The sequence below is a fragment of the Enterobacter sp. KBR-315C3_2022 genome, from assembly GCF_041399425.1.
Taxonomy (GTDB): domain Bacteria; phylum Pseudomonadota; class Gammaproteobacteria; order Enterobacterales; family Enterobacteriaceae; genus Enterobacter.
Genome location: NZ_JBGKEB010000001.1, coordinates 77,463 through 102,926, shown reverse-complemented (window position 1 = coordinate 102,926; position 25,464 = coordinate 77,463). Strand labels below are relative to the sequence as shown.

At 58.4% G+C, this 25,464-nt stretch carries 21 protein-coding genes; 8 read left to right on the top strand and 13 right to left on the bottom strand.

All coding sequences use genetic code 11. The features are described 5' to 3' along the window. Positions 1-10: 10 nt before the first annotated feature. Positions 11-712, bottom strand: coding sequence for a phosphohydrolase (locus tag AB8804_RS00530; protein ID WP_371181947.1), 702 nt, complete (start codon positions 710-712; stop codon positions 11-13). A gap of 469 nt (positions 713-1,181) precedes the next feature. On the opposite strand from AB8804_RS00530, the gene ompC reads away from it, so the two are divergent. Then, positions 1,182-2,324 carry a porin OmpC gene (ompC, locus tag AB8804_RS00525; RefSeq protein WP_371181945.1) on the top strand — a complete coding sequence of 381 codons (1,143 nt, stop codon included), beginning with the start codon at positions 1,182-1,184 and terminating at the stop codon, positions 2,322-2,324. Positions 2,325-2,379: 55 nt separating this feature from the next. Here ompC and AB8804_RS00520 read toward each other — a convergent pair whose 3' ends face one another. After that, entirely contained in the window at positions 2,380-3,243 is an 864-nt protein-coding gene (locus tag AB8804_RS00520) for an N-acetylmuramic acid 6-phosphate etherase (RefSeq protein WP_371181943.1), read from the bottom strand. A 165-nt stretch (positions 3,244-3,408) separates the two neighbouring features. Here AB8804_RS00520 and AB8804_RS00515 point away from each other — a divergent pair, with 165 nt between their 5' ends. Further along, positions 3,409-5,037 (top strand): sensor histidine kinase, encoded by a 1,629-nt coding sequence (locus tag AB8804_RS00515; protein ID WP_371181941.1) that lies wholly within the window; start codon positions 3,409-3,411, stop codon positions 5,035-5,037. Beyond that, positions 5,034-5,753: a two-component system response regulator DcuR gene (gene dcuR, locus AB8804_RS00510; RefSeq protein ID WP_371181939.1), complete on the top strand. Its 720-nt coding sequence runs from the start codon at positions 5,034-5,036 to the stop codon at positions 5,751-5,753. Before AB8804_RS00515 ends, dcuR begins: the two co-directional genes overlap by 4 nt. Here dcuR and AB8804_RS00505 read toward each other — a convergent pair. Continuing rightward, complete coding sequence (locus AB8804_RS00505; RefSeq protein WP_371181937.1) at positions 5,734-6,693, bottom strand: FAD:protein FMN transferase; 960 nt, start codon at positions 6,691-6,693, stop codon at positions 5,734-5,736. The genes dcuR and AB8804_RS00505 overlap by 20 nt on opposite strands. 94 nt (positions 6,694-6,787) lie before the next feature. Then, positions 6,788-9,568 (bottom strand): flavocytochrome c, encoded by a 2,781-nt coding sequence (locus tag AB8804_RS00500; RefSeq protein ID WP_371181935.1) that lies wholly within the window; start codon positions 9,566-9,568, stop codon positions 6,788-6,790. Between the two features lie 607 nt (positions 9,569-10,175). Here AB8804_RS00500 and AB8804_RS00495 point away from each other — a divergent pair. Together AB8804_RS00495 and fumA are read left to right on the top strand one after the other, a co-directional pair. Further along, positions 10,176-11,684 (top strand): anion permease, encoded by a 1,509-nt coding sequence (locus AB8804_RS00495; RefSeq protein ID WP_371181933.1) that lies wholly within the window; start codon positions 10,176-10,178, stop codon positions 11,682-11,684. 56 nt (positions 11,685-11,740) lie between these two features. Then, positions 11,741-13,390, top strand: a complete 1,650-nt coding sequence (gene fumA, locus AB8804_RS00490; protein WP_371181931.1) for a class I fumarate hydratase FumA — start codon at positions 11,741-11,743, stop codon at positions 13,388-13,390. 33 nt (positions 13,391-13,423) lie between these two features. On the opposite strand, the gene AB8804_RS00485 is transcribed toward fumA, so the two are convergent. Then, the gene (locus AB8804_RS00485) at positions 13,424-14,356 is read right to left on the bottom strand and encodes a LysR family transcriptional regulator (protein ID WP_371181929.1); all 933 of its coding nucleotides are present in this window, start codon (positions 14,354-14,356) and stop codon (positions 13,424-13,426) included. 67 nt (positions 14,357-14,423) lie between these two features. Between AB8804_RS00485 and AB8804_RS00480 the strand changes: the two genes are divergently transcribed. The 3 genes from AB8804_RS00480 (at position 14,424) to AB8804_RS00470 (ending at position 18,068) form a co-directional block, all read left to right on the top strand. Continuing rightward, a complete protein-coding gene (locus AB8804_RS00480; RefSeq protein ID WP_371181927.1) occupies positions 14,424-15,722 on the top strand; it encodes a serine hydrolase domain-containing protein in 1,299 nt (432 codons plus the stop codon). A 260-nt stretch (positions 15,723-15,982) separates the two neighbouring features. After that, a complete protein-coding gene (locus AB8804_RS00475; RefSeq protein WP_371181925.1) occupies positions 15,983-17,278 on the top strand; it encodes an MFS transporter in 1,296 nt (431 codons plus the stop codon). A 10-nt stretch (positions 17,279-17,288) separates the two neighbouring features. Continuing rightward, entirely contained in the window at positions 17,289-18,068 is a 780-nt protein-coding gene (locus AB8804_RS00470; RefSeq protein WP_371181923.1) for a substrate-binding domain-containing protein, read from the top strand. Here AB8804_RS00470 and AB8804_RS00465 read toward each other — a convergent pair. From AB8804_RS00465 to fliA, 8 genes are all read right to left on the bottom strand, one after another. After that, positions 18,049-18,963, bottom strand: a complete 915-nt coding sequence (locus AB8804_RS00465) for a LysR family transcriptional regulator (RefSeq protein ID WP_371181921.1) — start codon at positions 18,961-18,963, stop codon at positions 18,049-18,051. The genes AB8804_RS00470 and AB8804_RS00465 overlap by 20 nt on opposite strands. Before the next feature lie 66 nt (positions 18,964-19,029). Further along, a complete protein-coding gene (locus AB8804_RS00460; RefSeq protein WP_371181919.1) occupies positions 19,030-19,548 on the bottom strand; it encodes a chemotaxis protein CheW in 519 nt (172 codons plus the stop codon). Beyond that, positions 19,545-21,485, bottom strand: a complete 1,941-nt coding sequence (gene cheA, locus AB8804_RS00455; RefSeq protein WP_371181917.1) for a chemotaxis protein CheA — start codon at positions 21,483-21,485, stop codon at positions 19,545-19,547. Before cheA ends, AB8804_RS00460 begins: the two co-directional genes overlap by 4 nt. Further along, complete coding sequence (motB, locus tag AB8804_RS00450) at positions 21,472-22,377, bottom strand: flagellar motor protein MotB (protein ID WP_371181915.1); 906 nt, start codon at positions 22,375-22,377, stop codon at positions 21,472-21,474. Before motB ends, cheA begins: the two co-directional genes overlap by 14 nt. After that, the gene (gene motA, locus AB8804_RS00445; RefSeq protein ID WP_371181913.1) at positions 22,374-23,270 is read right to left on the bottom strand and encodes a flagellar motor stator protein MotA; all 897 of its coding nucleotides are present in this window, start codon (positions 23,268-23,270) and stop codon (positions 22,374-22,376) included. Before motA ends, motB begins: the two co-directional genes overlap by 4 nt. 80 nt (positions 23,271-23,350) lie before the next feature. Then, positions 23,351-23,926, bottom strand: coding sequence for a flagellar transcriptional regulator FlhC (flhC, locus tag AB8804_RS00440; protein WP_371181911.1), 576 nt, complete (start codon positions 23,924-23,926; stop codon positions 23,351-23,353). Between the two features lies 1 nt (position 23,927). Further along, a complete protein-coding gene (gene flhD / locus AB8804_RS00435; RefSeq protein ID WP_371181909.1) occupies positions 23,928-24,278 on the bottom strand; it encodes a flagellar transcriptional regulator FlhD in 351 nt (116 codons plus the stop codon). Positions 24,279-24,636: 358 nt separating this feature from the next. Next, positions 24,637-25,362: an RNA polymerase sigma factor FliA gene (gene fliA, locus AB8804_RS00430; RefSeq protein WP_371181907.1), complete on the bottom strand. Its 726-nt coding sequence runs from the start codon at positions 25,360-25,362 to the stop codon at positions 24,637-24,639. Positions 25,363-25,464: the final 102 nt, after the last annotated feature.

The window sequence follows — 25,464 nt, the reverse complement described above, 5'->3', positions numbered from 1 at the left end:
GTAACACAGTTCAGGATATCAAACTGTGGCGAAAGCGGCTCAGCACCCGGCTATCAACGCCCAGGCAATCCCCCTGCAATTCTGCGCTGAGTTTTGCCATAAAGTGAATAAGAAAATCGGCATTGTGCTGCGCCAGCTCGCGTCCGGCAGGGGTCTGCATCGTCTCGGGCAGGCGCAGCAGCTTGGTCTGGAAATGATCGAGGGCGTATGCGGCGTCATTCAATTCCCGCGCGTCGGCGAAGGGGTCGAGGGCATCAAACAGCGGCACGCCCAGCGCGCCCGACACGGCAAAAACGCGCGCAAGGCCGATAGCCCCGAGCGCTTCCAGCCGGTCGGCATCCTGCACAATTTTCGCTTCAAGGGTGGCGGGCGCGATGCCCGCGCTAAAGCTGTGCGCCTCGATGGCATGCTCCACGGCGGCGATGGCCTCTGCGGGAAAATCCGCAAAATCACGCCTCAGCACGTCTCGCGTTTTCCGCGCCGCCAGCCGCGAAGACTGGCCGCGCTGCGGATGATTTTTAGGCAGGCTCACGACGTCATGAAAGTAGCTGGCGGTGAGGATCACCAGCGGATCGACCGCCTGGTCGCCCATGAGCTTCTGCGCCGTCATCCAGACGCGTCGGAAGTGGGAGATATCGTGCGCGCTGTCGTCCGTCGCATGGTTTTGCTCAAGCCAGCCTTCAAAGCGGTGTTGCCACTGCGCAAGTTTCATCGTCATGTCCATCAGGTAAAAGAGGTACGATAACAATATTCATCGGGTCTGGCACTGGGATAAACTCACCTTTAAAGCGAAAATATAAATCGCCTTCCCCCTTTGAAATCTGAATTATTACTCAGGACATCCTTAAACAATTAAGACATTCCCTAAACCTGGCAACAAAAACCATTCTGAAATATCAAAATCAATTCCAAATCACTCATCCAAATACAATCACCAAACGAATCACTTCATTTTAAAACATTTAAAATTGCAATAAATACATATAGATAAACCAAATAAAAGGCATGTATTTATAAGCAAGAAAAATAATGATATCAATAAACACATTTTGAAATACTTATTATAATTTTATTACATTTATTTTTGAACTAAAAGTGCGGCTCCTGGAATAGTATCCGTCACGTAGTCACGGAGAGTGATTACATATATTCAAATCTATTATAGTTTAAGGGAATATATAATGAACAGAAAAGTATTGGCGATTTTAGTACCCGCTTTATTAATGGCTGGCGCAGCAAATGCGGCAGAGATCTACAGCAAGAACGGCAACAAGGTCGATCTGTACGGTAAAGTTGATGCCCGTCACACCTTCTCCGACAACCCGGGCGACGATGGCGATGAAACCTACGTTCAGGTTGGTTTCAAAGGCGAAAGCCAGATCACTAACGATCTGACCGGTTACGGCCAGTGGGAATTCAAAACCTACGCAAACAACACCGAATCTGAAGGCCGCAACTCCTTCAACCGTCTGGCCTTCGCTGGCCTGAAGTTTGCTGACTACGGTTCATTTGACTACGGCCGTAACTACGGCGTGGTGTATGACGTTGAAGCGTGGACCGATATGCTGCCAGTGTTCGGCGGTGACTCTTACACCTGGACCGACAACTTCATGACTGGCCGTGCGAACGGTCTGGCAACCTACCGCAACACCGATTTCTTCGGCCTGGTTGACGGCCTGAACTTCGCGCTGCAGTACCAGGGCGCGAACGAAGGCGCTAACGCTAACGAAGATCAGGAAGGCACCAAAAACGGTCACGACAACGTTCGCTTCCAGAACGGTGACGGCTACGGCATGTCCACCTCCTACGACTTCGCGGGCGATCTGTCCGGCCTGACCCTGGGCGCGGCCTACTCTTCTTCCGATCGTACTAACGCACAGGTTGCATACGGTAAAGGCTTTGAAACCATCGGCGCAGCTGGCGGCGAAAAAGCAGAAGCATGGACCGTTGGCGCGAAATACGATGCTAACAACGTCTATCTGGCAATGATGTATGCTGAAACCCGCAACATGACGCCATTTGGTGATATCGGCATCGCGAACAAGACCCAGAACTTCGAAGCGGTTGCACAGTACCAGTTCGACTTCGGCCTGCGTCCTTCCCTGGCATGGGTTTACTCAAAAGGTAAAGACCTGGACGGCCAGGGCTACAGCCAGGATCTGGTTAACTACATCGACCTGGGCCTGACCTACACCTTCAACAAGAACTTCTCCACCTATGTTGATTACAAAATCAACATGCTGGATTCAAATGACGATCTGTATGCGGACTACGGTATCTCTACCGACGATATCGTTGGCGTTGGCATGACCTACCAGTTCTAAGCACTAGAAACACCAAAGGCCGCGAATGCGGCCTTTTTTTTCTCTTCAGATCGTATTACGGCGCTTCCTGCAGCGCCACGCGGATAAACCCGTTATTCTGCGCCAGAAGCTCGTGCGCTTTCCACGCGTCCAGCCCGGTCATCACCATCAGCACCGCCGTTTTGCAGTTATGGTTGCAGCCTTCCAGCGCCGCTTTTGCCACCGCGCGCGTACAGCCTCCCGCTTCCATCACGATGGCGATCTGCCGCTCCTGCCATTTGGTGCTACTCGCGTCCAGGTCGACGCGCAGGTTGCTGTAGACCCGACCGGTGCGCACGGCCAGCCCGGTGACGATCAAATGCATGACCATTTTCTGGGCGATCCCCGCTTTCGGCTGGTTATAGCCTGCCACGACTTCCGCCCCCAGCGCGGGCGCAATCACCATGCTTGCCAGCTGCGCGGCTTCGCTTTGCCCGTCAGCGGTAATAATGGCGACAGGGCAACCCAATGACCACGCGTGGCGCATCGCCCCCCAGACCCACGGCGTTTTCCCATCGACGGTCAGCGCCAGCATCATGTCATGCTCGCCGAACGCCATTGCCTGCAGGCATTCCACGCCGCGCTCGTAGCTTCCGGCATCGTCGCCCGCGCAAAGGGCGATAACGGGATGTTTGCCCGGCGCAAATTCGTCTGCCGCCTGCTGGGCTATCCGCCCGGAAGCGCCCGCCCCCACCAGCACCAGGCGGCCGCCGTGGCCGAGCGTTGCCGCCGCGTTATCGACCACGCGGGCAATGGTGTGTAAAAACGGGGTGATAGATTCAGAGATAAGGGCATCGTCCTGGTGGATAACGTTCAGCATGTCCAGCGTGGACAATCTGTCGATATTCATCGTGCTGGCGTGCCGTCTTTCCTTGACCAAACCGGTAAGCATAGTGCTCATAAACAGCCTCCTTATTATGAGTTCCCACACACTATAAAGTGTTTTATATGGATGACCTGCGAGGGGGCTCACGAAAAAGCGGCGCAACGGCAAGATTTACGCGGCTTTAAGAAATGCTCGTCATCGGTAATAATTACCCCCTTTATTTTTCACCGCGGAGCGGTAATGAGCGATTTGCAGCCCTTCCCTGAGACGCGCAGGCGCCCCATGAAACTGTACACCCTGGTCACGCTGATGGTCTGCGCCATAATCGGCTCCGTGCTGCTGCTGGTGTTTGCGCTCTATTCCGTGCAAATCACCCACGCCACGCGGGATGACGTCAAGGACACGGCCCTCGGCATTGCCCGCACGCTGGCCGACAGCCCGGAGATCAAGCGCGGGCTGATGCAGCCGCCGCAGGCGGATATCATCCAGCCCATCGCGCAGGCCGTCACAAAGCGCAACGGCCTGCTGTTTGCCGTCGTCACCGACATGCGCGGTATTCGCTATTCGCACCCTAACGAGGCGCTGCTGGGGCTGCATTTTATCGGCGACGACCTGCCGCCCGCGCTGGAAGGGAAAGAGAACGTCTCCGTTAACCGAGGCGTCCTCGACGAGGCGCTGCGCGTGTTTACCCCCGTCTACGACGACCAGCACGACCAGATTGGCGTGGTGGTGGTGGGCATTTCGCTGAAAAAGGTCGAAGAGCAAATTACCCGCGGGCGGCTGAACGCCGTGTGGACCATTCTGTTCAGCATTCTGATGAGCTCGCTGGCGATCTGGGGCCTGGTGCGCATCCTTAAGCGTATTCTGTTCGGCCTGGAGCCGTACGAAATCTCCGCGCTTTTCGAGCAGCGCCAGGCGATGCTGCAGTCGCTGCGCGAGGGCGTCGTTGCGGTGGATATTCAGGGGCGCGTCACGATGATCAACCACGCCGCGCGCGAAATTCTGCTTCTGCCGTCGGGCCAACATGCGGACAGCAGCGGCAAACCGCCGCACGCCGCGCTGCTCGCCAGCCTGCGCGAGGTGTCACAAACCGGCGTGGCGCGTAAGGATCATGAGATCGGCTGCAACGGGCGTCTGCTACTCTGCAATATGGTGCCCGTTAAAAGTCAGAATCGGGTAATTGGCGCGATCAGCACCTTCCGCGACAAAACGGAGATTAGCCAGCTGATGCAGCGTCTGGACGGCATGGTGAACTATGTCGACGCCCTGCGCGCGCATACGCACGAGTTTATGAACAAGCTGCACGTGATCCTGGGCCTGCTGAACATCAAGCGCTACGACAAGCTGGAAGAGTACATTCTTCAGACGGCGCAAAACTACCAGACGGACATCGGCACGGTTCAGCGCAAGATTAAATCGCCGGTGATTGCGGGCTTCCTGCTGGGGAAAATCAACCGGGCTAAGGAGGCGGGCATTACCCTGACGCTGGCCGACGAGTGCCACATCCCCGATACGGCCAACGAGGAGCAGGTCGCCGTGCTGGTCACGGCGCTGGGGAACCTGATTGAAAACGCCCTCGACGCCATGGCCGATCAGCCCGAGGGCGAGATAACCCTGCTTTTGCACTATCAAAACGGCTGGCTCAGCTGTGAAGTCAGCGACGACGGTCCGGGCATCGATCCCGAGCATCTGGACGACGTCTTTATCCGGGGCTTCTCAACGAAGGGTGAAAACCGCGGCGTTGGGCTGTTCCTGGCGCGCCAGCAGATCCAGAACCTTGGCGGAGACATTACCGTCGAGTCTGAGCCTGGCGTATTTACCCAATTTTTTGTTCACATCCCCTGGGATAGCGAGAGGAATATCGCGTGATAAATGTGTTAATTGTCGATGATGACGCCATGGTAGCCGACCTCAACCGTCTGTATGTTAACCGCGTTGAGGGATTTAGCTGCTGCGGCGTCGCCTCCACGCTTGGCCAGGCGAAAGCCATCGTTAACGATCCGGGCCAGCCCGTCGATCTGGTGCTGCTGGACGTCTATATGCAGCAGGACAACGGCCTGGACCTGCTGCCTGTGATTCGGGCGTCGGGCCGCCCGATTGACGTGATTATGATTTCAAGCGCCTCGGATGCCGCCACGATCCAGACCTCCATGCACTACGGCGTGGTGGATTATCTGATCAAGCCGTTCCAGTTTCCGCGCTTTGAAGAGGCGCTCAACGGCTGGAAGGCCAAGCGCAATCTGATGGGCTCGCACCAGTATTACGAGCAGGCCGACGTGGACAGGCTGCTGCACGGCGGCGCGCCGGAGCTGGCCGACAGCAAAAAGCTGCCGAAAGGATTGACTCCGCAAACCCTGCGCACCATCTGCCAGTGGATTGACGCCCATCCGGAGAGCGAGTTTTCCACCGACGATCTCGCAAACGCGGTCACTATTTCGCGCGTCTCCTGCCGCAAGTATCTGATCTGGCTGGCGCAGATTAACATCCTCTTCACCAGCATCCACTACGGCGCGACCGGGCGTCCGGTCTACCGCTATCGGCTCCAGCCGGAGCAGACCGGCCTGCTCAAGCAGTACTGCCAGTAACCCGGTAGCCGTCGTCCAGCAGGGTAAAGCGGAAGTGGTGTTCTGAAGAGAGCACCACTTCTTTTGTTTTTGTCACAAAGATAGCCTCGATGTCGGGCCGGGCGCGCAGCGCGGCGCAGCCCTTCTCCACGCCCATGCCGAACATCAGCGTGGTCCAGATATCGCCGTCGATGGAATCTTTCGAAATGAGGGTGACGCTGTCCAGCTCGTTGTCCAGCGGATAGCCGGTGCGCGGGTCAAGAATGTGGTGATAGCGCCTGCCGTTCTGCTCGAAGTAGCGCTCGTAGGTCCCAGAGGTGACGACCGAGCGGTTTTCTACCGTCAGGGTGCCGATCAGCGCGTCGCCGGCAAACGGCTTTTTCAGCCCGATGCTCCAGCCGCCGTCCGGCGAGCCCAGCGTCTGAACGTTTCCGCCGAGGTTAATCAGGCCAAGCTCAGCGCCTTCATTACGCAGGTAGTCCCGCACCCTGTCGGCGATATAGCCTTTTGCAATCGCACCCAGGTCAATCTCCATGCCCGCTTTGGCGAGGAGCACGCTGCTGCTGGCCTCGTCCAGAAGCACGTCTTCAGGGCGCGTGATGTTTAGCAGCGCCGCAATCTCATCGGCGGGCGGCACGCTGTCGCCCTGAAAGCCGATCTTCCAGCGCTTCACCAGCGGGCCGATGGCCAGGTTAAACGCGCTGTCCTTTACCACGCTCGCCGCTTTGGCGCAGCGTATCAGCTCGAATACCGGACGGCTGACCGCCACGGCGTGCTTTCCGGCGGCGTGGTTAATGTCCATCACCTGCGAGTGCGCGCGGTTCACCGTAAGCAGGTCTTCATAGCGTTTGATAAGGCGAAATACGCGGGAGGCAAGCGCCTCGTCGTGGGAAAAAAGCTTGAGGAGAATGGGCGAGCCCATCAGGACGGCGGAGTAGCTGTAGACGTGGTTGTCAGACATGGCGGTTTCCTTAGATGCTGCCCCGGCAGGCACCGCGCCTGACGGGGAACTGGCCGGATAGCGCAGCGCTTATCCGGCCTACAACCCAGGAGCCTTAGCGTCTTTGCGAACGCATCGCCGCCTGATGTCCTGCAAGGGTACCAAAGATAATGATATCTGCCACCGCGTTGCCGCCGATGCGGTTGCCGCCGTGGATGCCGCCAACGACCTCACCGGCAGCGTAGGCGCCTGGCAGAACGTTGTGATGCGCGTCCAGCACGCAGGTGTTGGTGTTGATGGTCACGCCGCCCATGGTGTGGTGCACGCCCGGCGCAATCTGAATGGCGTAGAACGGCCCTTCGTTGATTGGCGCGCGCAGCGCGGTGGTGCGGCCAAAATCATCGTCGTGCTGTTTCTCTACGAAGCCGTTGTAGCGCTCCAGCGTGGCGAGGAAGGCGTGGTGATCCATGCCGAGCGCCTCCGCGAGCGCCTTCGGCGAGCTGGCGCTGGTGACAAACCCTTTGGCGATATACTCGTCCGCCGCCTTGTTTTTAGCGCGAACGTGCTCGTCAAAGACGATGTAGGCGTATTTTTCCGGCAGGGCGATAATTTGCGCGGAGACTTTATCGCGGGTCGACATTTCGTTGTAGAAGCGTTCCCCTTTCTGATTGACCAGAATCGCCCCGCCGCCGCGGATGGATTCGGAAATCAGGTATGAGGTTTTCTGCTCAACGGTTGGGTGGATCTGAATTTCGCCCATGTCCACGGTGCCCGCCCCGATGCGCTCCAGCAGCGCGATGCCGCCGCCGGTCGCCCCTTTGTGGTTGGTGGTGACAAACCCTTCCAGATCCGGGCGGTATTTCACCACCATCTGGCTGTTGGCGCTGAAGCCGCCGGTCGCCACGATGACGCTTTTGGTCGCCACGGTCAGCGTTTCGTTCTCTTCGGTGGTCAGACGCACGCCGGTAACTTCGCCGTTTTCAAAAACAATGTCGCTGACGGAAGTATCCAGCATCACCTCGATATTGCGTTTGTTGACGTTACGCACCAGGCCGCTGATCAGATACCCGCCCACCGCGGAGCCGTCTTTTGGACGGTGGGTGCGGTCGATGCTCATCCCGCCGGTGGTGGTGATGTCGTTAAGCATAATGCCGCGGGTCGCCAGCCACTCGATGGCCTGCGGCGCGTTTTCGACAAAGCGGCGCAGCAGTTCCGGGTTGTTTTTGTTTCCGCCGCCCTTCAGCGATTCCTGATAGAACAGCTCTTTGCTGTCCTGAATGCCCTTCACGCGCTGGAAGCGGGTTTCCGCCGCGTTCATCCCGGCGGAGGCTTTAATGGTGTTCCCGCCGATGGTCGGCATTTTTTCGACGATCAGCACGCTTGCGCCTTCGTCGTGCGCCTGAATCGCCGCCGCCAGACCGGCACCGCCGCTGCCGACCACCACAACGTCAACGCATTTGGTTTCGTTCGGATCGGCACCCTCTTCCGCCGCCAGCGCCTTGCTGGATTTCAGCATCGCTTTCGACACCGCTTTTTTCACCGCTTCGCTCTGGCTGGTCGCGCCGGTGATGGCATCCACGTGCGGGGTGTTGGCGTCAAGAATGCGCGAGCGGATCTCTTCAAAGCTGGTAACGAACTCAACGTCATCGGACGGGCCGGACGCCAGCTCGATATCGGCGATACGGTCGGTTTCGAGGCTGACGTTCACAATCAGCTCATTGGCGTCATCCTGAACCTTCTCAACGAACAGGCCCGGTTTGAATTTGGATTCGCCCATGCTCATGTCGCGGATCATCGCTTCAACCAGCGAGAAGCGCCACAGCGGCTCAGGAATGCTCAGCGCCTCGCGGCGGGTGCTGTCCATAAACAGCTCCAGCGTTTCGCCCGCGGCGATGCGGTCGGTCCAGTCCGGGTAGGCGATGGTCGCGCGGCCCACGGCAATCAGATCGTAGCCGCGATCGAGCGCCTCATTGACGTCAGCGGCGTTCACCACGCCGCCCACGCCCATTACCGGCACCTGCGCCAGCGTGTCGGAGCGCATCGCGCAGTATTTTTCGATAAGCGGCGTAGGGTCCTGGGTATCGACAATGGAAGGACGCAGGGTTGCGCCAACGGAGAAGTGCAGATAGTCCACGCCGCGCGCCGCCAGTTTTTCCAGCAGGTACATGGTGTCGTCAAAGCGAATGCCCGGGACTTCCATCTCTTCCGGTGAGAAGCGGTAGCCGATAATGAACGCATCGTCCGCGTACTGGCGCACCATTTTATGGGTGATATCCAGCACCGCCAGCGGGAATTTGGCGCGGTTGTCGCGGCTGCCGCCCCACGCGTCATCGCGCTGGTTGGAGTTCGGCGAGTAGAACTGCTGGATCAGATAGGTGTTTGCCCCGTGGATTTCCACGCCGTCAAAACCGGCCTGGATCGCACGACGAACCGCCTCGCCAAACTTGCCAATCATGGCTTCCACTTCTTCGCCGGTCAGGGCAACCGGAGTCGCGGCACCGTCGCGCGGCGCGGCAACGGCGCTTGGGCCAACCGGGGTACGGCCACCGATCAGTTTCGGATCAACCATGCGGCCGCCGTGGTAGATCTGCAGCAGCGCTTTGGAACCTTTAGATTTGATCGCCTCGGCGATTTTCGCCAGACCCGCGATTTTCTCGTCGCTGTCGATACCGATCGCGCCCGGGAAGGCCAGGCCGAGATCGTCGACGAAGCAGCACTCGACGATAATGGTGCCGATGGCGCCCGCGCGTTCGCGATAGTACTCCACCAGCTCGCCGGTGACCGTACCGTCATAGTAGCCGGTGCAGGTGGTCATCGGTGCCATCAACAAACGATTTTTCAGCTCGGTGCCATTAGGTAAGGTAAATGGGCTTAACATGCGTTCGTTCGCGTTCATATTAAAAACTCCAAACTTTAAAAATTAAGAATTCGTTATCAGGCTCTTTTTAGTTCGATATTTTTATGCTGATGTCATGCTACTAATATAACGCTTTCTTTAGTTACTAAATGAATTACGTTAGTTAATAAACTATTTAATCCCTTCGATAACATTAATAACACATTGGTGTTAGTCATATAAATAAGTTAATTCACAACAATTTAAACAATGTTAACCAGTCGCTAACGGCGCCCTCATTTCACAAAAGAACAAATACCTATATAAAACAACGATATGAACGATAATGGATTTTCCAGATGTTACCAGAAAGATACACGCAGTTTACTCAATACATAATTAACCACATAGCTCTGTAGGGTTATTTACGGGCGATGAAAAATAGCGCCTCAATTCTCTTTTTTTGATCGCGATCAATAGTAATGGCATCTAAAGGCGCAATATATAAACATCATCTTTTTTTAATTTAACGCCGACAAAAAAGCGTTAATCCGTATTTATGGAAAATGTACAAACCCGCTTTAATAACTAAAGAAAGAAAAGAAACTAAAAAAAGCGAGCCAGCATTTTTCAGCACAAAATTCTTAACAACTTAAGACGTGACACTATGAATACAAAAACTGCTGTAACGCCTCCTGCGGCGAGTAAAGCACCAGACGGTAAATCAAAACGTCTGATGATGATGGCGCTGCCGATTGTCGTCGCCGTGCTGCTGCTGTTTGTGCCGGTGCCGGACGGGCTGCCTCCTTATGCATGGCACTACTTCGCGATCTTCGTCGGCGTGATCGTCGGCCTGATCTTCGAACCGCTGCCGGGCGCGGTGATTGGCCTGACCGGCGTGGTGGCGATTGCGCTGTTCAGCCAGTGGGTGCTGTTTAGCCCGGAACAGCTGGCTGACCCGAAGTTTAAGCTGGCGGGCGCCTCCTTTAAGTGGGCCGTAAGCGGCTTCGGTAACTCGACCGTGTGGCTGATTTTCGGCGCGTTCATGTTCGCCGCGGGCTATGACAAAACCCGCTTCGGCCGCCGCCTGGCGCTGATTCTGGTGAAATACCTCGGCCGCCGCAGCCTGACGCTCGGCTATGCGATCACCTTCGCGGACCTGCTGCTCGCGCCGTTCACCCCGTCCAACACCGCGCGCAGCGGCGGGACCATCTACCCGATCATCGCTAACCTGCCGCCGCTGTACGGCTCAAAACCTAACGATCCGAGCGCGCGCCGCATGGGTTCTTATCTGATGTGGGTCGCCATTACCGCCGCCTGTATCACCAGCTCCATGTTCCTCTCGGCGCTTGCGCCTAACCTGCTGGCGCTGGCGCTGGTGAAAAGCATCGTCGGGATTAACATCTCCTGGGGCACCTGGTTCATCGCCTTCCTGCCGCTGGGCGTGCTGCTGATTCTGACCATGCCGCTGCTGGCCTACTGGTTCTACCCGCCTGAAGTGAAGGTGAACAACGAAGTGCCGCTGTGGGCGACCCGCGAGCTGGAAAAACTGGGCAAGCTGTCCCGCAATGAAATCCTGCTGCTGGTATTCGTCTGCTGCGCCCTGCTGATGTGGATCTTCGCTGCCGCGTGGATTGAACCGGCGATGGCCGCCCTGCTGATTGTCGGCCTGATGCTGTGGACCGGCGTGCTGGAGTGGAACGACATCACCGGCAACAAGGCCGCCTGGAACACCTTCGTGTGGTTCGCCACCCTGGTTGCGCTGGCGGACGGCCTCTCCTCTACCGGCTTTATCGGCTGGCTGGGTAAAGAAGGCGGCCAGCTGATGAGCGGTATCTCTCCGGGCGTGGCGACCATCGTCCTGCTGCTGGCGTTCTACCTGCTGCACTACCTGTTTGCCAGCACCACCGCGCATACCACCGCGCTGCTGCCTGCGATGCTGACCATCGCCTCCACCATTCCGGGCATGAACATGGAAGTGTTCGTCCTGCTGATGGTGACCTCGCTCGGCATCATGGGGATTATCACCCCGTACGGCACCGGCCCAAGCCCGATTTACTACGGCAGCGGCTACCTGCCAACGAAAGACTACTGGCGCCTGGGCACTATCTTCGGTGCCATCTTCCTGGCGGCCCTGCTGCTGATTGGCTATCCGTGGATGTCCATGATGTTCTGATTCATAACCGTCGGTGGGCAACCTCCGGCGGTTTTATTTTTATGGAGTGAAGAGCTATGTCAAACAAACCCTTTGTCTACCAGAACCCCTTCCCGCTGTCTCACGACGACACCGAATACTACCTGCTGACCAACGAGCACGTCTCCGTTGCTGAATTTGACGGTCAGGAGGTGCTGAAGGTTGAGCCAGAAGCGCTCACCCTGCTGGCCCAGCAGGCCTTCCACGACGCTGCGTTCATGCTGCGCCCTTCCCACCAGCGGCAGGTTGGCGCCATCCTTAACGACCCGGACGCCAGCGAGAACGACAAATACGTTGCCCTGCAGTTCCTGCGCAACTCGGAAATTGCGGCAAAAGGCGTGCTGCCGACCTGTCAGGATACCGGCACGGCGATCATCATGGGCAAAAAAGGCCAGCGCGTCTGGACCGGCGGCGGTGACGAGGCGGCGCTGAGCCAGGGCGTGTACAACACCTATATCGAAGACAACCTGCGCTACTCCCAGAACGCGGCGCTGGATATGTATAAAGAGGTCAACACCGGCACCAACCTGCCGGCGCAGATCGACCTCTACAGCGTGGACGGCGACGAGTACAAATTCCTGTGCATGGCAAAAGGCGGCGGCTCCGCCAACAAAACCTACCTGTACCAGGAAACCAAGGCGCTGATTACCCCTGCGAAGCTGAAAAACTACCTGGTCGAGAAGATGCGCACGCTCGGCACCGCGGCCTGCCCGCCGTACCACATCGCGTTCGTGATTGGCGGTACGTCCGCTGAGGCCACGCTGAAAACCGTGAAGCTGGCCTCAACCCGCTACTACGACGCGCTGCCCACCGAGGGCAACGAGCACGGTCAGGCGTTCCGCGACGTGCAGCTTGAGCAAGAGCTGCTGACCGAAGCGCAAAATCTGGGCCTCGGCGCGCAGTTCGGCGGCAAATACTTTGCCCACGACATCCGCGTGATCCGCCTGCCGCGCCACGGCGCGTCCTGCCCAATCGGCATGGGCGTCTCCTGCTCGGCGGACCGCAACATCAAGGCGAAAATCAACCGCGACGGCATCTGGATCGAGAAGCTGGAGCACAATCCGGGCCAGTATATTCCCGAGTCGCTGCGCCAGCAGGGCGAAGGCGACGTGGTGAGTATCAATCTCGACAAGCCGATGCCTGAGATCCTGGCGCAGCTCTCCGCCCATCCGGTGTCAACCCGCCTGTCGCTGAGCGGCACCATCATCGTGGCGCGCGACATCGCCCACGCGAAGCTGAAAGAGCTGCTCGACAACGGTGAAGAGCTGCCGCAGTACGTCAAAGATCACCCGATTTACTACGCGGGTCCGGCAAAAACGCCGGAAGGCTACGCGTCCGGCTCGCTTGGCCCAACCACCGCAGGCCGCATGGATTCGTACGTCGATCTGCTGCAGTCGCACGGTGCCAGTATGATCATGCTGGCGAAAGGCAACCGCAGCCAGCAGGTAACGGACGCCTGCCACAAGCACGGCGGTTTCTACCTCGGCAGCATCGGCGGCCCGGCGGCGGTGCTGGCGCAAAACAGCATTAAGAGCCTGGAGTGCGTGGCGTATCCTGAGTTGGGCATGGAGGCTATCTGGAAAATCGAAGTAGAGAACTTCCCGGCGTTTATCCTCGTCGATGACAAAGGTAACGACTTCTTCCAGCAGATCCAGAACAAGCAGTGTAACGGGTGTTCACAGCGCTGAGTGTTAAGCCGGGTGGCGCTACGCCTACCCGGCCTATAACATGCTGTTCCGCCACATTTCCGGCAGCAGAGACAGGACGTCATTCATCATTTCCCGCTTGTCACTCCCCGGCTTCCAGATGGTCACCATCGTCTGGCTAATCCCCTGGCTGCCCACTTCGGTATTGAGCCTTTTAACCTTTTGCCAGCGCGCGGCATTAAGGTGCGTCGGCAAAAACCCCCAGCCGCATCCCTGCTCCAGCAGCCCGCGCAGCATCTCAAGCTCGTTGGTGAACACCGTGTGCCCGGAGATTTGCAGCCGCCTGGCAACCGGCTCGTCGGAGGCGTCGTGCATGATGACCTGCGGAACAAGCGACAGGTCGAGCAGCGAAAGCGGCTCCGTCGCGGCGGCAAAAAGGGCTTCTGAGGCATAGAAATCCATATCAATAGCTCCCAGCGCCCGCCACTCCATTTCGTTGCCTACGCTGCGGTTGCGCGCCTGGCAGATGCCTAAATCCGCACTGCCTTGCGCAAGCGCGCGCTCCGCCTCGTCGCGTGAGGCGCAGGTCAAACTCAGGCGAACGCTGCGCCTGGCCATGTCGGCAATCAGCGTCTGTAAAAACGCCCGCGGGGTAAAGGGATCGTAAACGAGGGCAACCTCCTGCGTCGCGCTGGAGGGCACCTCTCTGGCAAAGGCTTCAAACGCACGCACCTGGCGCATCAGCAGATGGGCCTGACGCTGAAGCTGCTCCCCCTCGGGCGTTAAGCGCAGCGTGCGCCCTTCCCGCAGAAACAGCGCGTAGCCCAGCCCGTCCTCAAGAAAATCAATTAGATCGCGCAGCGTCGTGCGATCTTTCCCGAGCTTAACCCCCGCCTGGCTCAGGCTGCCCTGCTCGGCCACGGCGGTAAACGCCTCAAGCTGGGCAAATGAATAAATTAGCGCCGCCACGTCTCTCTCCGTTTGATATTTGGGGGGAATTTCCCCCATTAAGCGTTTTTTATTATAGGCCGGAGGTTCTTAAACTGAAGCCATTCCTGAGCCAAACGAGATCAATATGAAAAACACATCCTTAAACTACACCCTGCTGGCGGGCCTGATTCTCGGCAGCCTGCTCTCCCCCGTCGCGATGGCGGCCTGCGAAGGCACGGATCTTAGCGCCTGCCCCGCGCCGTTTGATAAAACGCTCCCGGACGCGCACAAAATGCTGACCTGGAGCGAGGCCGACCGCGTGGTCGGCTTTCGCAACGACTACCGCAACTACGAGGGCGACGTTTTCCGCCATGGCAAATCCACCCCGCTCATCGCCGCCGAAAAGCCGCTCACCGACGCGCATTATCAGGTGAACGGTAGCACCTACAGCCTGAAGGACTATCTTAAGCGCCAGAACGTCAGCGGCATGCTGGTGCTGAAGGACGGCAAAATCGCGTACAAATATCTTGGCGAAGGCAATACCGACACCACGCTGTGGACCTCCCGCTCGGTGGGCAAATCGGTGGTTTCAACGCTGGTCGGCATTGCCGTCAAGGAGGGGAAAATTCACTCCCTGGACGATCTCGTCACCCGCTACGAGCCGGATTTAAAAGGCACCGCGTGGGACGGCGTGACCCTGAAGCAGCTGATCACCCACACCTCCGGCGTGGCGTGGAACGAAGACTACACCAATCCGAAATCAGACTTCGCGCAGCTGACCGAGTGCGAGGCTAAGCCGGGCACCTACGACTGCGTGCGCACGCTGGTTTCCGGTCTGCACCGCGCGCATCCGGCTGGAGAAAACTGGTCCTACTCCTCCGGCGGCGCGTGGCTGCTGGGCGACGTGCTGGAGCGCGCCACCGGCATGACGCTGGCGGCATATCTCGAGAAAAGCATCTGGCAGCCGTACGGCATGGCGAGCGACGGCGTCTGGCATTCCTACGCGAAGGGCCAGCACGACGTGGGCGCGCACGGCTTTAACGCCACGCTGGAGGACTGGGGGCGCTTCGGCGAATTTATCCTGCACAACGGCACGCTGCCGAACGGCCAGCAGATCCTGCCGGACGGCTGGGTAGCAGACGCCTCTCGCTGGACGCAGGCCAAAGGCTCCGTCTCGGACGCGCACCCGAACGGCCTTTACGGCTACCAGTGGTGGAACAACGAAGTGCCCGTCAATGCCCAACACGTGACGCCTGCGGCAAGCGACTCGCTGAAAAACTCCCTGTGGGCGTTAGGCATTTTCGGCCAGATGATCATGGTCAACCAGGCGGAAAATCTGGTGATCGTACAGTGGTCCACCTGGCCGCAGGCCGAGCCGTCGTTCAGCGCCCAGCCGCTTGAGGCCTCGCTGATGTTTAGCGCGATAGGCAACGCGCTGCGCTAGTGCGGGAAGCCGGGCAGCGCCCGGCTTTTCATCTGCGTGACGTCACAAAAACGCACTATCAATGACTTAGCGAAAAACGGCGCGTGTAAAAACGCCTATTTGTTAAGTTATTGTTGCTTATGTAACTTTTCGTCAACGAATCGTCATTGATGCGCATAACGCATCGGTCGATGCGTTTATTGCGCTTATCTATTTCGGCTTCCTGATCCAGTTTTCAAAGACAGACGAGCAAAACGTCAATGATAACACTGGAGATCACCATGTATCCCTCAACCTCACCTGCAACCGTCCGGAGCAAAGCGGGCGCGATCCTTCGCGTCACCTCCGGAAACTTTCTTGAGCAATTCGATTTCTTTCTGTTCGGCTTTTACGCCACCTACATTGCCCACACCTTCTTCCCCGCCAGCAGCGAATTTGCCTCGCTGATGATGACCTTCGCCGTTTTCGGCGCGGGCTTTTTGATGCGCCCGATTGGCGCCATCGTGCTCGGCGCGTATATCGACAAGGTAGGCCGTCGAAAGGGGCTTATCGTTACGCTGTCGATTATGGCAACGGGGACGTTCCTGATCGTGCTAATCCCCTCGTACCAGAGCATCGGGCTGTGGGCGCCGCTGCTGGTGCTGACGGGCCGCCTGCTGCAGGGGTTCTCGGCGGGCGCCGAGCTTGGCGGCGTGTCGGTCTATCTGGCGGAAATCGCCACGCCGGGGCGTAAAGGCTTTTACACCAGCTGGCAGTCGGGCAGCCAGCAGGTGGCGATTATGGTGGCCGCCGCGATGGGCTTCGCGCTCAACGCGCTACTGGCGGAGAGCGCCATTCGCGAGTGGGGCTGGCGCCTGCCGTTCCTGTTCGGCTGCATCATCGTGCCGTTTATCTTTTTCCTGCGCCGCAGGCTGGAAGAGACCGAAGAATTTAGCGCCCGCCGCCAGCATCTGGCGATGCGGCAGGTCTTCACCACGCTGCTCGGCAACTGGCAGGTCGTGGTCGCGGGCATGCTGATGGTGGCGATGACCACCACCGCCTTTTATCTGATCACCGTCTACGCGCCGACGTTCGGCAAAAAGGTGCTGATGCTCAGCGCCTCCGACAGCCTGCTGGTCACGCTGCTGGTCGCGGTCTCCAACTTCATCTGGCTGCCCATTGGCGGCGCGCTGTCGGACCGCTTCGGGCGCAAGCCGGTGCTGATTACCATGGCGCTGCTGGCGCTCGCCACCAGCTATCCGGCGCTGACGTTCTTAGCGCACGCGCCGAGCTTCTCCATGATGCTGGGCGTGCTGCTGTGGCTCTCGTTCCTCTACGGCCTGTACAACGGCGCGATGATCCCGGCGCTGACCGAGATCATGCCCGCCAACGTGCGCGTGGCGGGCTTCTCGCTGGCCTACAGCCTGGCGACCGCCGTCTTTGGCGGCTTTACCCCGGTTATCTCCACGGCGCTGATTGAGTACACCGGCGACAAGGCCGCGCCCGGCTACTGGATGAGCTTCGCGGCCGTCTGCGCCCTGCTCGCCACGCTCTACCTTTATCGCCGCCGCGCGCTGGCCCTGCAAACCGCCCGCTGAGGAGTCGCTTATGACATTTTATCGTTCCTGCATTGCCGCGCTGATCGCGTTTTCCGCCAGCACCGCCGCCGTCGCCCAGGACGTGACGGTGATGATTTCCGGCGGCTTTAAGGCCGCGCTGGAGAAGCTGGCCCCGGCTTATGAGGCCAAAAGCGGCGATCGCATCGTCCTGGTTTCCGGCCCGTCGATGGGCAAAACGCCGCAGGCGATTCCAAACCGGCTGGCGCGCGGCGAGCACGCCGACGTCACGATCATGGTCGGCACCGCGCTTGAGCAGCTTGAGCGCGACCGTCTCGTCGCGACGGGCTCGCGCGTCGAACTGGCGGATTCGCCAATTGGCGTGGTGGTCAAAAAAGGCGCGCCGGTGCCGTTAATCGGCACGGACGCCGAGCTGCGGCAAACGCTGCTGGCCGCGAGCACGATTGCCTATTCCGACAGCGCGAGCGGCCGATACGTTGAAACGCAGCTGTTCAAAACGCTGGGCATTGAGCAGCAGGCAGGCGCGAAGGCACAGAAGGTCGAGCGTATACCGGTCGCTGAAGAGGTGGCAAAAGGGAAATACGCGCTGGGCTTTCAGCAGGTCAGCGAGCTGCTGCCCGTGCCGGGCGTGACCTTCGTCGGCAAGCTGCCGGACAACCTCCAGTACATCACCCGCTTCGCGGGGGCGGTGACCCAGCGGGCGGACCATCCCGCGCGGGCGAAAGCTCTGCTGGCGTATCTTTCGTCCGCGCAGGCGCAGCAGGTGATTATCAGCACCGGCCTGCAGCCCGTCAGGGCTCAGCGTCCTTAGGCAGCTGGTACCGCTCGGTGATGAGCTTTTCCAGCTCGACCGCAATATAGGACTGGATCCGCCCGCTCTGGCGGATCAGGCCAACGGTGCGCTTCACCACCGGCTCCGTCAGGGGAACGTGGGCCAGAAGCGAGTGTTCGGCGCGCGGCATCGACATCGCGGGAACGGCCGCAATGCCCACGCCCGCCTCCACCATGCCGAGCATGGTCGTCACGTGGCGGGTTTCGCACAGGCTGGGACGCGCGGGCTGAATATGCCCGAGCAGATGGTCAAGCAGGTTGCGGTTGCCCGACGTTTTATCGAGGCCGATGTAGTCCTGCTGGTAAAACGTCTCCCAGGTCAGGCTCTTTCGTTTCGCCAGCGGGCTATCGCGCCGACAGGCGGCAACGTAGACGTCCTCCACCAGCGGCACAAACTCCACGCCGGAAGGCAGGTTGCCCGCAAAGCAAATGCCAAAATCCGCCTGCCCGCGGGTGACCGCCTCCATCACGTTTCCGGCGCTGCTGTCGATGAGCTTGATGCGCACGCGAGGGTAGCGCGCCTGAAAGCGGCGGATCACGTCCGGCATAAAATAGTAGGCTGCCGAAGGCACGGCGGCGACGGTGACCAGCCCCGTGCGCTCCTCGCTAACCTTGTCAATGTCCGCCAGCATGGACTCGACGTTATCGAGAAGCTGCGCCGACCTTTCGGCAAAATTCTGCCCGTAGAGGGTCAAGGTGACCCGGCGGGTGGTTCTGTCAAAAAGCTTTGCGCCGAGCGCGGCCTCCAGCTTTTCAATCCTGCGGCTTAGCGCCGACGGGGACAGGCAGATGGACTCCGCGGCAACGCGAAAGCTGCCGTATTCCACCAGGGCTCTGAAGGCGTAAAGGTCGTTGAGGTCAAAATTTACGGGCATGGCGTCGCGGTTTTTCCGTTATCGGGAAGACCATCATGACGGGTTTGCGCCGATTTTAACAGACCCTTAACACTTCTGCGGTTCGGCCCACGCGTCGGCGACGGCGTCCACCAGCGCCATCTCTTCCCGGCTCAGCAGCATCTCGATGTTGACCAGAATAATCATCCGCGTATCGAGCACGCCAAGGCCGAGCAGGTAGCGCCCGGAGAGCACCGAGGCCACGTCCGGCGTCGGTTTAATTTGCTCCGCCGCCACCGACAGCACGTCGGCGACGCCGTCGACCACGATGCCGACCACGCGCTCGTTAAGGTTGAGGACAATCACCACCGTGCTGTCGTCATGCGACGGGTTGGGCAAATTGAAGCGCACGCGCAAATCGACGATCGGCACAATCACGCCGCGCAGGTTGGTCACGCCGCTGATGAACTCCGGTGAGTTGGGTATACGCGTCAGGCGATCGCAGCCGCGGATCTCCTGCACTTTTAAAATATCGATGCCGTACTCTTCTTCACCCAGGCGAAAGACCAGATACTCCTGGGCGATCGCGTCGGCGCTGGCGGGCTTCGCGGCGGTTGCTACAGTCATGCTTTTCTCCCCTCCCTGTGGGGTTGTTGTACGTTGAGCGTGGAAAGCTCAACCACGTCAAGGATCAGCGCCACGCTGCCGTCGCCAAGAATGGTGGCAGCAGAGACGCCCGGTACTTTGCGGTAGTTCTGTTCGAGGTTTTTAACCACCACCTGCTGCTGGCCAATCAGCTGATCGACCCACAGCGCGTAGCGGCAGCCCGCGCTCTGCACGATAACGACGATGCCGTCATCGGCCGACGCCTCGCCCGCCACGGAGAGCCGCTGGCGCAACAGCACCAGCGGCAGGTATTCACCGCGCACCTGCAGCAGACGCTCCTCGCCGACAAAGCGGCACAGCATCTCCTCGGCAGGGCGCAGGGATTCCATCACCGCGCCGAGCGGCAGGACGTAAATCTCGTTGCTGACCTTCACCAGCATGCCGTCGAGGATAGCCAGCGTCAGCGGCAGGATAATGCGGATGGTGGTGCCCGCGCCCGGCGTGGAGAGCACGTCCACATGGCCGCCCATCGCCAGGATGTTGCGCCGCACCACGTCCATGCCGACGCCGCGCCCGGAGACGTCCGTCACGCTGTCGGCGGTTGAGAAACCGGCGGCGAAGATCAGCATCCACACGTCGTCGTCGCTCATGGAGTCGCTGAGCGTCATGCCCTGAGCGCGCGCCTTGGCGAGGATCTTCTCGCGGTTCAGCCCCGCGCCGTCGTCGCTGACCTCAATCACGATATTGCCGCCGTGATGTTCGGCAGAGAGCGTCAGGTTCCCGACGGCGGACTTGCCCTTCGCCACGCGCACCTCTTTCTCTTCGATGCCGTGGTCAAGGCTGTTGCGCACCAGGTGGGTGAGCGGATCGATAATGCGCTCAATCAGGCTCTTATCCAGCTCCGCCGAGCCGCCCTTCAGCGTCAGTTCCACCTGCTTGTTAAGGCGGCTACCGAGGTCGTGCACCAGCCGCGGGAAGCGGCTGAAGACGTAGTCCATCGGCATCATGCGGATAGACATCACCGACTCCTGCAGCTCGCGGGTATTACGCTCCATCTGCGCCACGCAGCCGGAGAGCAGATCGTAGCTCGCCGGATCCAGCGTGCGCGACAGCTGCGACAGCATCGCCTGGGTGATGATCAGCTCGCCCACCTGGTTAATGATCTGGTCAACCTTGCTGACCGCCACGCGAATGCTGCCCGACTCCGGGTTCACCGCGCGCGCGGGCGGCGGCGCTTTCGGCGCGGGCGCGGGCTTTTCCACAACCGGCTTCACGGCGACCGGCGCAGGCGCGTCCGCAACGGGCTTGACCTCAATCTGGCTGGCGTCCAGCACGAAGCAGAGCACGGCGGTGATATCGTCCGCCGTCGCGCTGGTCAGCAGGGTAGCGTGCAGGCCGTTTGCGGTCGTTTCGATCGCCAAAAGCTCCCCCATGTTCTCCAGCTCTTCGCGCAGCATCGCCTGCTCGCGGGCGTCGATGTTGCTCAGGGTGACGCTTAGCGTGATTTCGTCATCCGACGCCGCAGCAGCGGGCTGAGGCTTCGCTTCAGGGGCAGGAGCCGCCTGCGGCGCCTTGCCGTCAAGGGCGATCTCCCTCAGGGCTTCGCAGATATAGCGAAAGCTTGCCTCGTCCGGCTCCTGAGAAGACTGATAGGCTTCCAGTTGCGCTTGCATAATGTCTTTACATTCCAGAAAAAGGTTAACGATCGTCCGGCTCAGCGTCCGCTCCCCTGCCCGCGCCTGGTCAAGCAGGTTCTCCAGCAGGTGCGTGGTCTCCTGCAGAGCGGTGAAGCCAAACGTGCCCGCGCCGCCCTTCAGCGAGTGCGCGGCGCGAAAAATGGCGTTCAGCTGCTCCTGCTCAGGGGCATCGACGTCAAGCTGGAGCAGCTGCTGCTCCATCTCCGCCAGCAGCTCTTCGGCCTCGGTGAAAAAAATCTGCGAAAAATCATAAATGTCCATCGGTATAGCCCTGCACGTTTTGCAGATCCACGCCGTCGAGCACGCTCTGCGCGCGCTGCGCCTGCGTATCCTCGAGGCGGATCTCCTGCTCCTTCGAGCGGCTGAGCACCAGAATGCTGATGCGGCGGTTTACCGCGCTGTCGGGCGAGGTATTTTCCAGCGGCATGCGGCTGGCGGTGCCAATCACGCGCAGGAAGCGCTCGTCGTTAAGCCCGGCCCGCACCAGCACCCGCCGCGCGGCGTTGGCGCGTCCGGCGGAAAGCTCCCAGTTGCTGTAGCCCGCCCCGCCGCCCGCGTAGGGCAGCGAATCGGTATGCCCCGTCAGGCTCAGCGCGTTCGGCAGCTCCTGAAGCAGCGGCACCAGCGCCTGCAAAATGCCGTTCATGTAAGATTCCGGCAGCTCGCTGCCCACGCGGAACATCGGCCTGTCCTGCGAGTCGGTGATCTGGATCAGCAGCCCGTCGTTGGTCAGGTTCAGCAGAATGTTGGATTTGAAGTTGTTCAGCCGCGGGTCCGTTTCGATCATCTTTTGCAGCTTTTCCTTCGCCTGCTTCAGGCTTTCGATGCGCTTCTGCCTGTCGCTGCTGTGGGTCTGGCTTTTAAACACCTCGCCCTGCTGCTTGAGAATGTCATCCCCGCCGCCGGGAATGACGCTGTCGCTCAGGCTGGTTTTGTTGCCGTTCGCCATTGACGGCTTCAGCGGCATGCGGAAGTAGTCGGCAATCAGCTCTCTTTCCATGTCCGTGGACTGCGAGAGCAGCCACATCACCAGAAAGAACGCCATCATGGCGGTCATAAAGTCGGCATAGGCAATCTTCCACGTCCCGCCGTGGTGCGCGTGCTTTTTCTTTTTGCGCTTGCGCGAAATGATGACAGGCGTGACGTTTTTCATGCTGCGCTATCCGCCGCTTTGGTTTTCAGCGTGGCGTTGGATTTCACTTCGCGAACGTGCTCCTCCAGCTCTTCAAACGACGGGCGCTCGCTGGTGAAAATGGTTTTGCGGCCAAACTCAACGGCGATCTGCGGGGCGTAGCCGTTGAGGCTGGAGAGCAGCGTGACCTTGATGCACTGTAAAATCTTGACCTGATCGGAGCTTTTCTGGCGCAGCAGCGTCGCCAGCGGCAACACGAAGCCGTAGGCGATAAGAATGCCGAGGAAGGTGCCCACCAGCGCGTGGCCGATCAGCATGCCAAGCTCCGCCGCCGGGCGGTCGGCCGAGCCGAGCGCGTTGACCACGCCCATCACCGCCGCCACGATGCCAAACGCCGGAAACGCGTCGCCGACGGTATTCAGGCTGTGCGCGGGCACTTCCAGCTCCTCTTCGCAGGTCTCGATCTCTTCATCCATCAGGGCTTCGATTTCGTGCGAGTTCATGCTGCCGCCGATCATCAGGCGGAAGTAGTCGAGAATGAAGTTGCTGAGCATCGGGTCGCTCATCAGGCGGGGATAGGCGCTAAAAATGTCGCTGTTCTGCGGGTCTTCAATGTCCTTTTCCAGCGACATCAGCCCGTGAACGCGGCTTTGCGACAGCAGCAGGAACATCAGCGCCATCAGGTCCATGTAGACCGCTTTGTTGTAGCGCTTGCCCACGAACAGCTTGACCAGCGCCCTGCCGGTCGCCTTGAGGGATTTGACGTTGTTGCCAACGATAAACGCCCCCACCCCGGCCCCGCCGATAATCAGCAGTTCCAGCGGCTGGAACAGCGCCATCAGATTACCGCCGGACAGCAGAAAACCACCAAACACGGTCAGAATGACAACAAGATAGCCAACAATAACTAACACACTCTCTCCTTTTACTTATTTGACCGATGCCGGCTTCCCGGCATCGGGTAAACGCCATCTTGCGCACTGCCGCCGTTGGGTTATGCCGTCATGATTTCCGGCGCGGCAAAGTTCCCCAGCAGCCCGGTTGGGCTCACCTGGGACTTCTTCAGCGCGCGCGACGGCGGGCTGCACAGGCTGCAGGTAAATGGGTTTTTAATAAATTCCGTGGTGACGATAAAACCGCCGCCGCACACGCTGCAGGCCTTACGGGAAATAATGCCGCAGTCGATAAAGCGTAATAATGTCCAGGCGCGGGTTAATCCCAGCACCGGCTTTTCATCGGAGCAGGTGCTGCACTGCTCGAGATAAAGACGATAGGTCTTCATCAGCATTTCAATCGGACGCCCCTGCTCGGTCTTTTTCAGGTACAGATAAATGTTGTAGAACATCGAAGAGTGAATATTCTGCTCCCACGACATAAACCAGTCTTCAGAAAAAGGCAGCATGCCTTTTGGCGGCGGACACCCGCGTAATTCTTTATATAAGCGCAGGAGGCGACGACGGCTTAATGACGTTTCAGACTCCAGCACCTGCATCCTTGCGCCGAGCGAAATTAACCCCATCGCAATATTGACTTCATGAATTTCCTGCAGCAGGCTTTTTCCATCACACATATTATGCCTCCTGCGCCGCAACGGCATCTTCATCGCTTAATGCATTAAGCAGATTGGTCGACAAAATAATACCGGTGTGGATCTGCTGGAGCGCTTCGATACGAGAATCCTTAGTCAGATTTTCAATTACCACTTCATCATCTACGCGCAGACGACAAATAAGCTGATTTGTCGTCGCCAGCTTCATGAGCTGCGGCAGCGAAAGTTCTTTTAGATTGTCAATGGTCCCCTCGGATAAACCAAGGCGAAAACCCGCGGCGAATTTATCCTGGCGAATAAGCTGCTGGGCCAGCAGCAAATAGGACAGGTTAATGTCATGGATATTCTGTAAATACTCGTCGAAGTTGGACACAGGCGAAAGCTCCCAATGTTTTAGGCCAGAATATGGCATATCAGCTTAAAGGATTAAAACAACTTAACTGATGCAGAGAGTCTTTTGGTATTGATATTCACTGAAGTAAGTCACTCTTCTTCAGTAAATGATTTGTCTTCATTCAATGCCAAAGGAGGCTGCATCTCAAAACTGCAAAAATCATAAACATTAAGAATTTTCGGAACAAGAGCCAGGAATCGTCCTAAATCGGGCGATTAATGTTAACCCATTGATTTAAATCATGTTAACAACGTTGTTAAACGTTATTAAACCTCATCTTTAAGGTTCACGCCTGCGTTGTGCATCTTTCAATCGCGTGAATGTTAATAGCCTGTTTTTATTTTGAAGAGGCTTCCATACGGCTTCTTAACCTTTTTAGCGCCAGGCTATGGAGCTGGCTGACCCGCGTCTCGGTAATATCAAAGACCAGGCCAATCTCTTTCATATTCATATCCTGAAGATAATAGAGCTGCAGTAATATCTGCTCTCTTTCAGGGATAAACTGAATATGCTCCGTAATCTTTTCTATCAGGTTTTGCCTGACGGCATCATGCACCGGATTGATCGATTCATTCTCATCGTCACAGGATTCCCAGCTGTCGGCATAATTTTCCTGCAGTTCGTCGACGGAATACATCTGGCTGCTGTTATTATCCGCCAGCATCTGCTGAAATTCCTTCAGCGTCACGCCCATCCGTTCTGCAATATCCGTCTCGGTCGCTTCACCGCCCTTTTCCTGCTCTATCTGCTGTATTATGGCGACAATTTCCCGCGAATGCGTTCTCACCCGTCGCGGAACCCAATCGCTTTCTCTGAGCTCGTCTAATAACGCCCACTTCACGCGCTGGCTAATCCACGCGCTGAGCGCAACGCCTTTCTTCGGGTCAAAGGTCTCTACCGCATTTAAAAAGCCTATCGATCCGGCCTGAATTAAATCATCCAGCTCGACGCTGGCAGGAAGCCGCTTATGCAAGCGCAGCGCTTCCTGCCGCACAATAAAGTGATACTTTGACCAGACTACCGATTTATCTTCCAGCCCTTCGGCCGTATAAATACCATCCACGATTGTATTCCACCCGCTATTCTCTTTGAGAATTATCCGGTGAAATGGCGCATTCAAATAGTGCAATAAGCCCTTATAAAAATGCGCATTCTATTACTTTAT

What these genes read in the sequence shown, in the direction of transcription:
- AB8804_RS00530 (WP_371181947.1), bottom strand. Translation starts at nt 712, where the DNA reads ATGAAACTTGCGCAGTGGCAACACCGCTTTGAAGGCTGGCTTGAGCAA.
- ompC (WP_371181945.1), top strand. Translation starts at nt 1,182, where the DNA reads ATGAACAGAAAAGTATTGGCGATTTTAGTACCCGCTTTATTAATGGCT.
- AB8804_RS00520 (WP_371181943.1), bottom strand. Translation starts at nt 3,243, where the DNA reads ATGAGCACTATGCTTACCGGTTTGGTCAAGGAAAGACGGCACGCCAGC.
- AB8804_RS00515 (WP_371181941.1), top strand. Translation starts at nt 3,409, where the DNA reads ATGAGCGATTTGCAGCCCTTCCCTGAGACGCGCAGGCGCCCCATGAAA.
- AB8804_RS00505 (WP_371181937.1), bottom strand. Translation starts at nt 6,693, where the DNA reads ATGTCTGACAACCACGTCTACAGCTACTCCGCCGTCCTGATGGGCTCG.
- AB8804_RS00500 (WP_371181935.1), bottom strand. Translation starts at nt 9,568, where the DNA reads ATGAACGCGAACGAACGCATGTTAAGCCCATTTACCTTACCTAATGGC.
- AB8804_RS00495 (WP_371181933.1), top strand. Translation starts at nt 10,176, where the DNA reads ATGAATACAAAAACTGCTGTAACGCCTCCTGCGGCGAGTAAAGCACCA.
- fumA (WP_371181931.1), top strand. Translation starts at nt 11,741, where the DNA reads ATGTCAAACAAACCCTTTGTCTACCAGAACCCCTTCCCGCTGTCTCAC.
- AB8804_RS00485 (WP_371181929.1), bottom strand. Translation starts at nt 14,356, where the DNA reads ATGGGGGAAATTCCCCCCAAATATCAAACGGAGAGAGACGTGGCGGCG.
- AB8804_RS00480 (WP_371181927.1), top strand. Translation starts at nt 14,424, where the DNA reads ATGAAAAACACATCCTTAAACTACACCCTGCTGGCGGGCCTGATTCTC.
- AB8804_RS00475 (WP_371181925.1), top strand. Translation starts at nt 15,983, where the DNA reads ATGTATCCCTCAACCTCACCTGCAACCGTCCGGAGCAAAGCGGGCGCG.
- AB8804_RS00470 (WP_371181923.1), top strand. Translation starts at nt 17,289, where the DNA reads ATGACATTTTATCGTTCCTGCATTGCCGCGCTGATCGCGTTTTCCGCC.
- AB8804_RS00465 (WP_371181921.1), bottom strand. Translation starts at nt 18,963, where the DNA reads ATGCCCGTAAATTTTGACCTCAACGACCTTTACGCCTTCAGAGCCCTG.
- AB8804_RS00460 (WP_371181919.1), bottom strand. Translation starts at nt 19,548, where the DNA reads ATGACTGTAGCAACCGCCGCGAAGCCCGCCAGCGCCGACGCGATCGCC.
- cheA (WP_371181917.1), bottom strand. Translation starts at nt 21,485, where the DNA reads ATGGACATTTATGATTTTTCGCAGATTTTTTTCACCGAGGCCGAAGAG.
- motB (WP_371181915.1), bottom strand. Translation starts at nt 22,377, where the DNA reads ATGAAAAACGTCACGCCTGTCATCATTTCGCGCAAGCGCAAAAAGAAA.
- flhC (WP_371181911.1), bottom strand. Translation starts at nt 23,926, where the DNA reads ATGTGTGATGGAAAAAGCCTGCTGCAGGAAATTCATGAAGTCAATATT.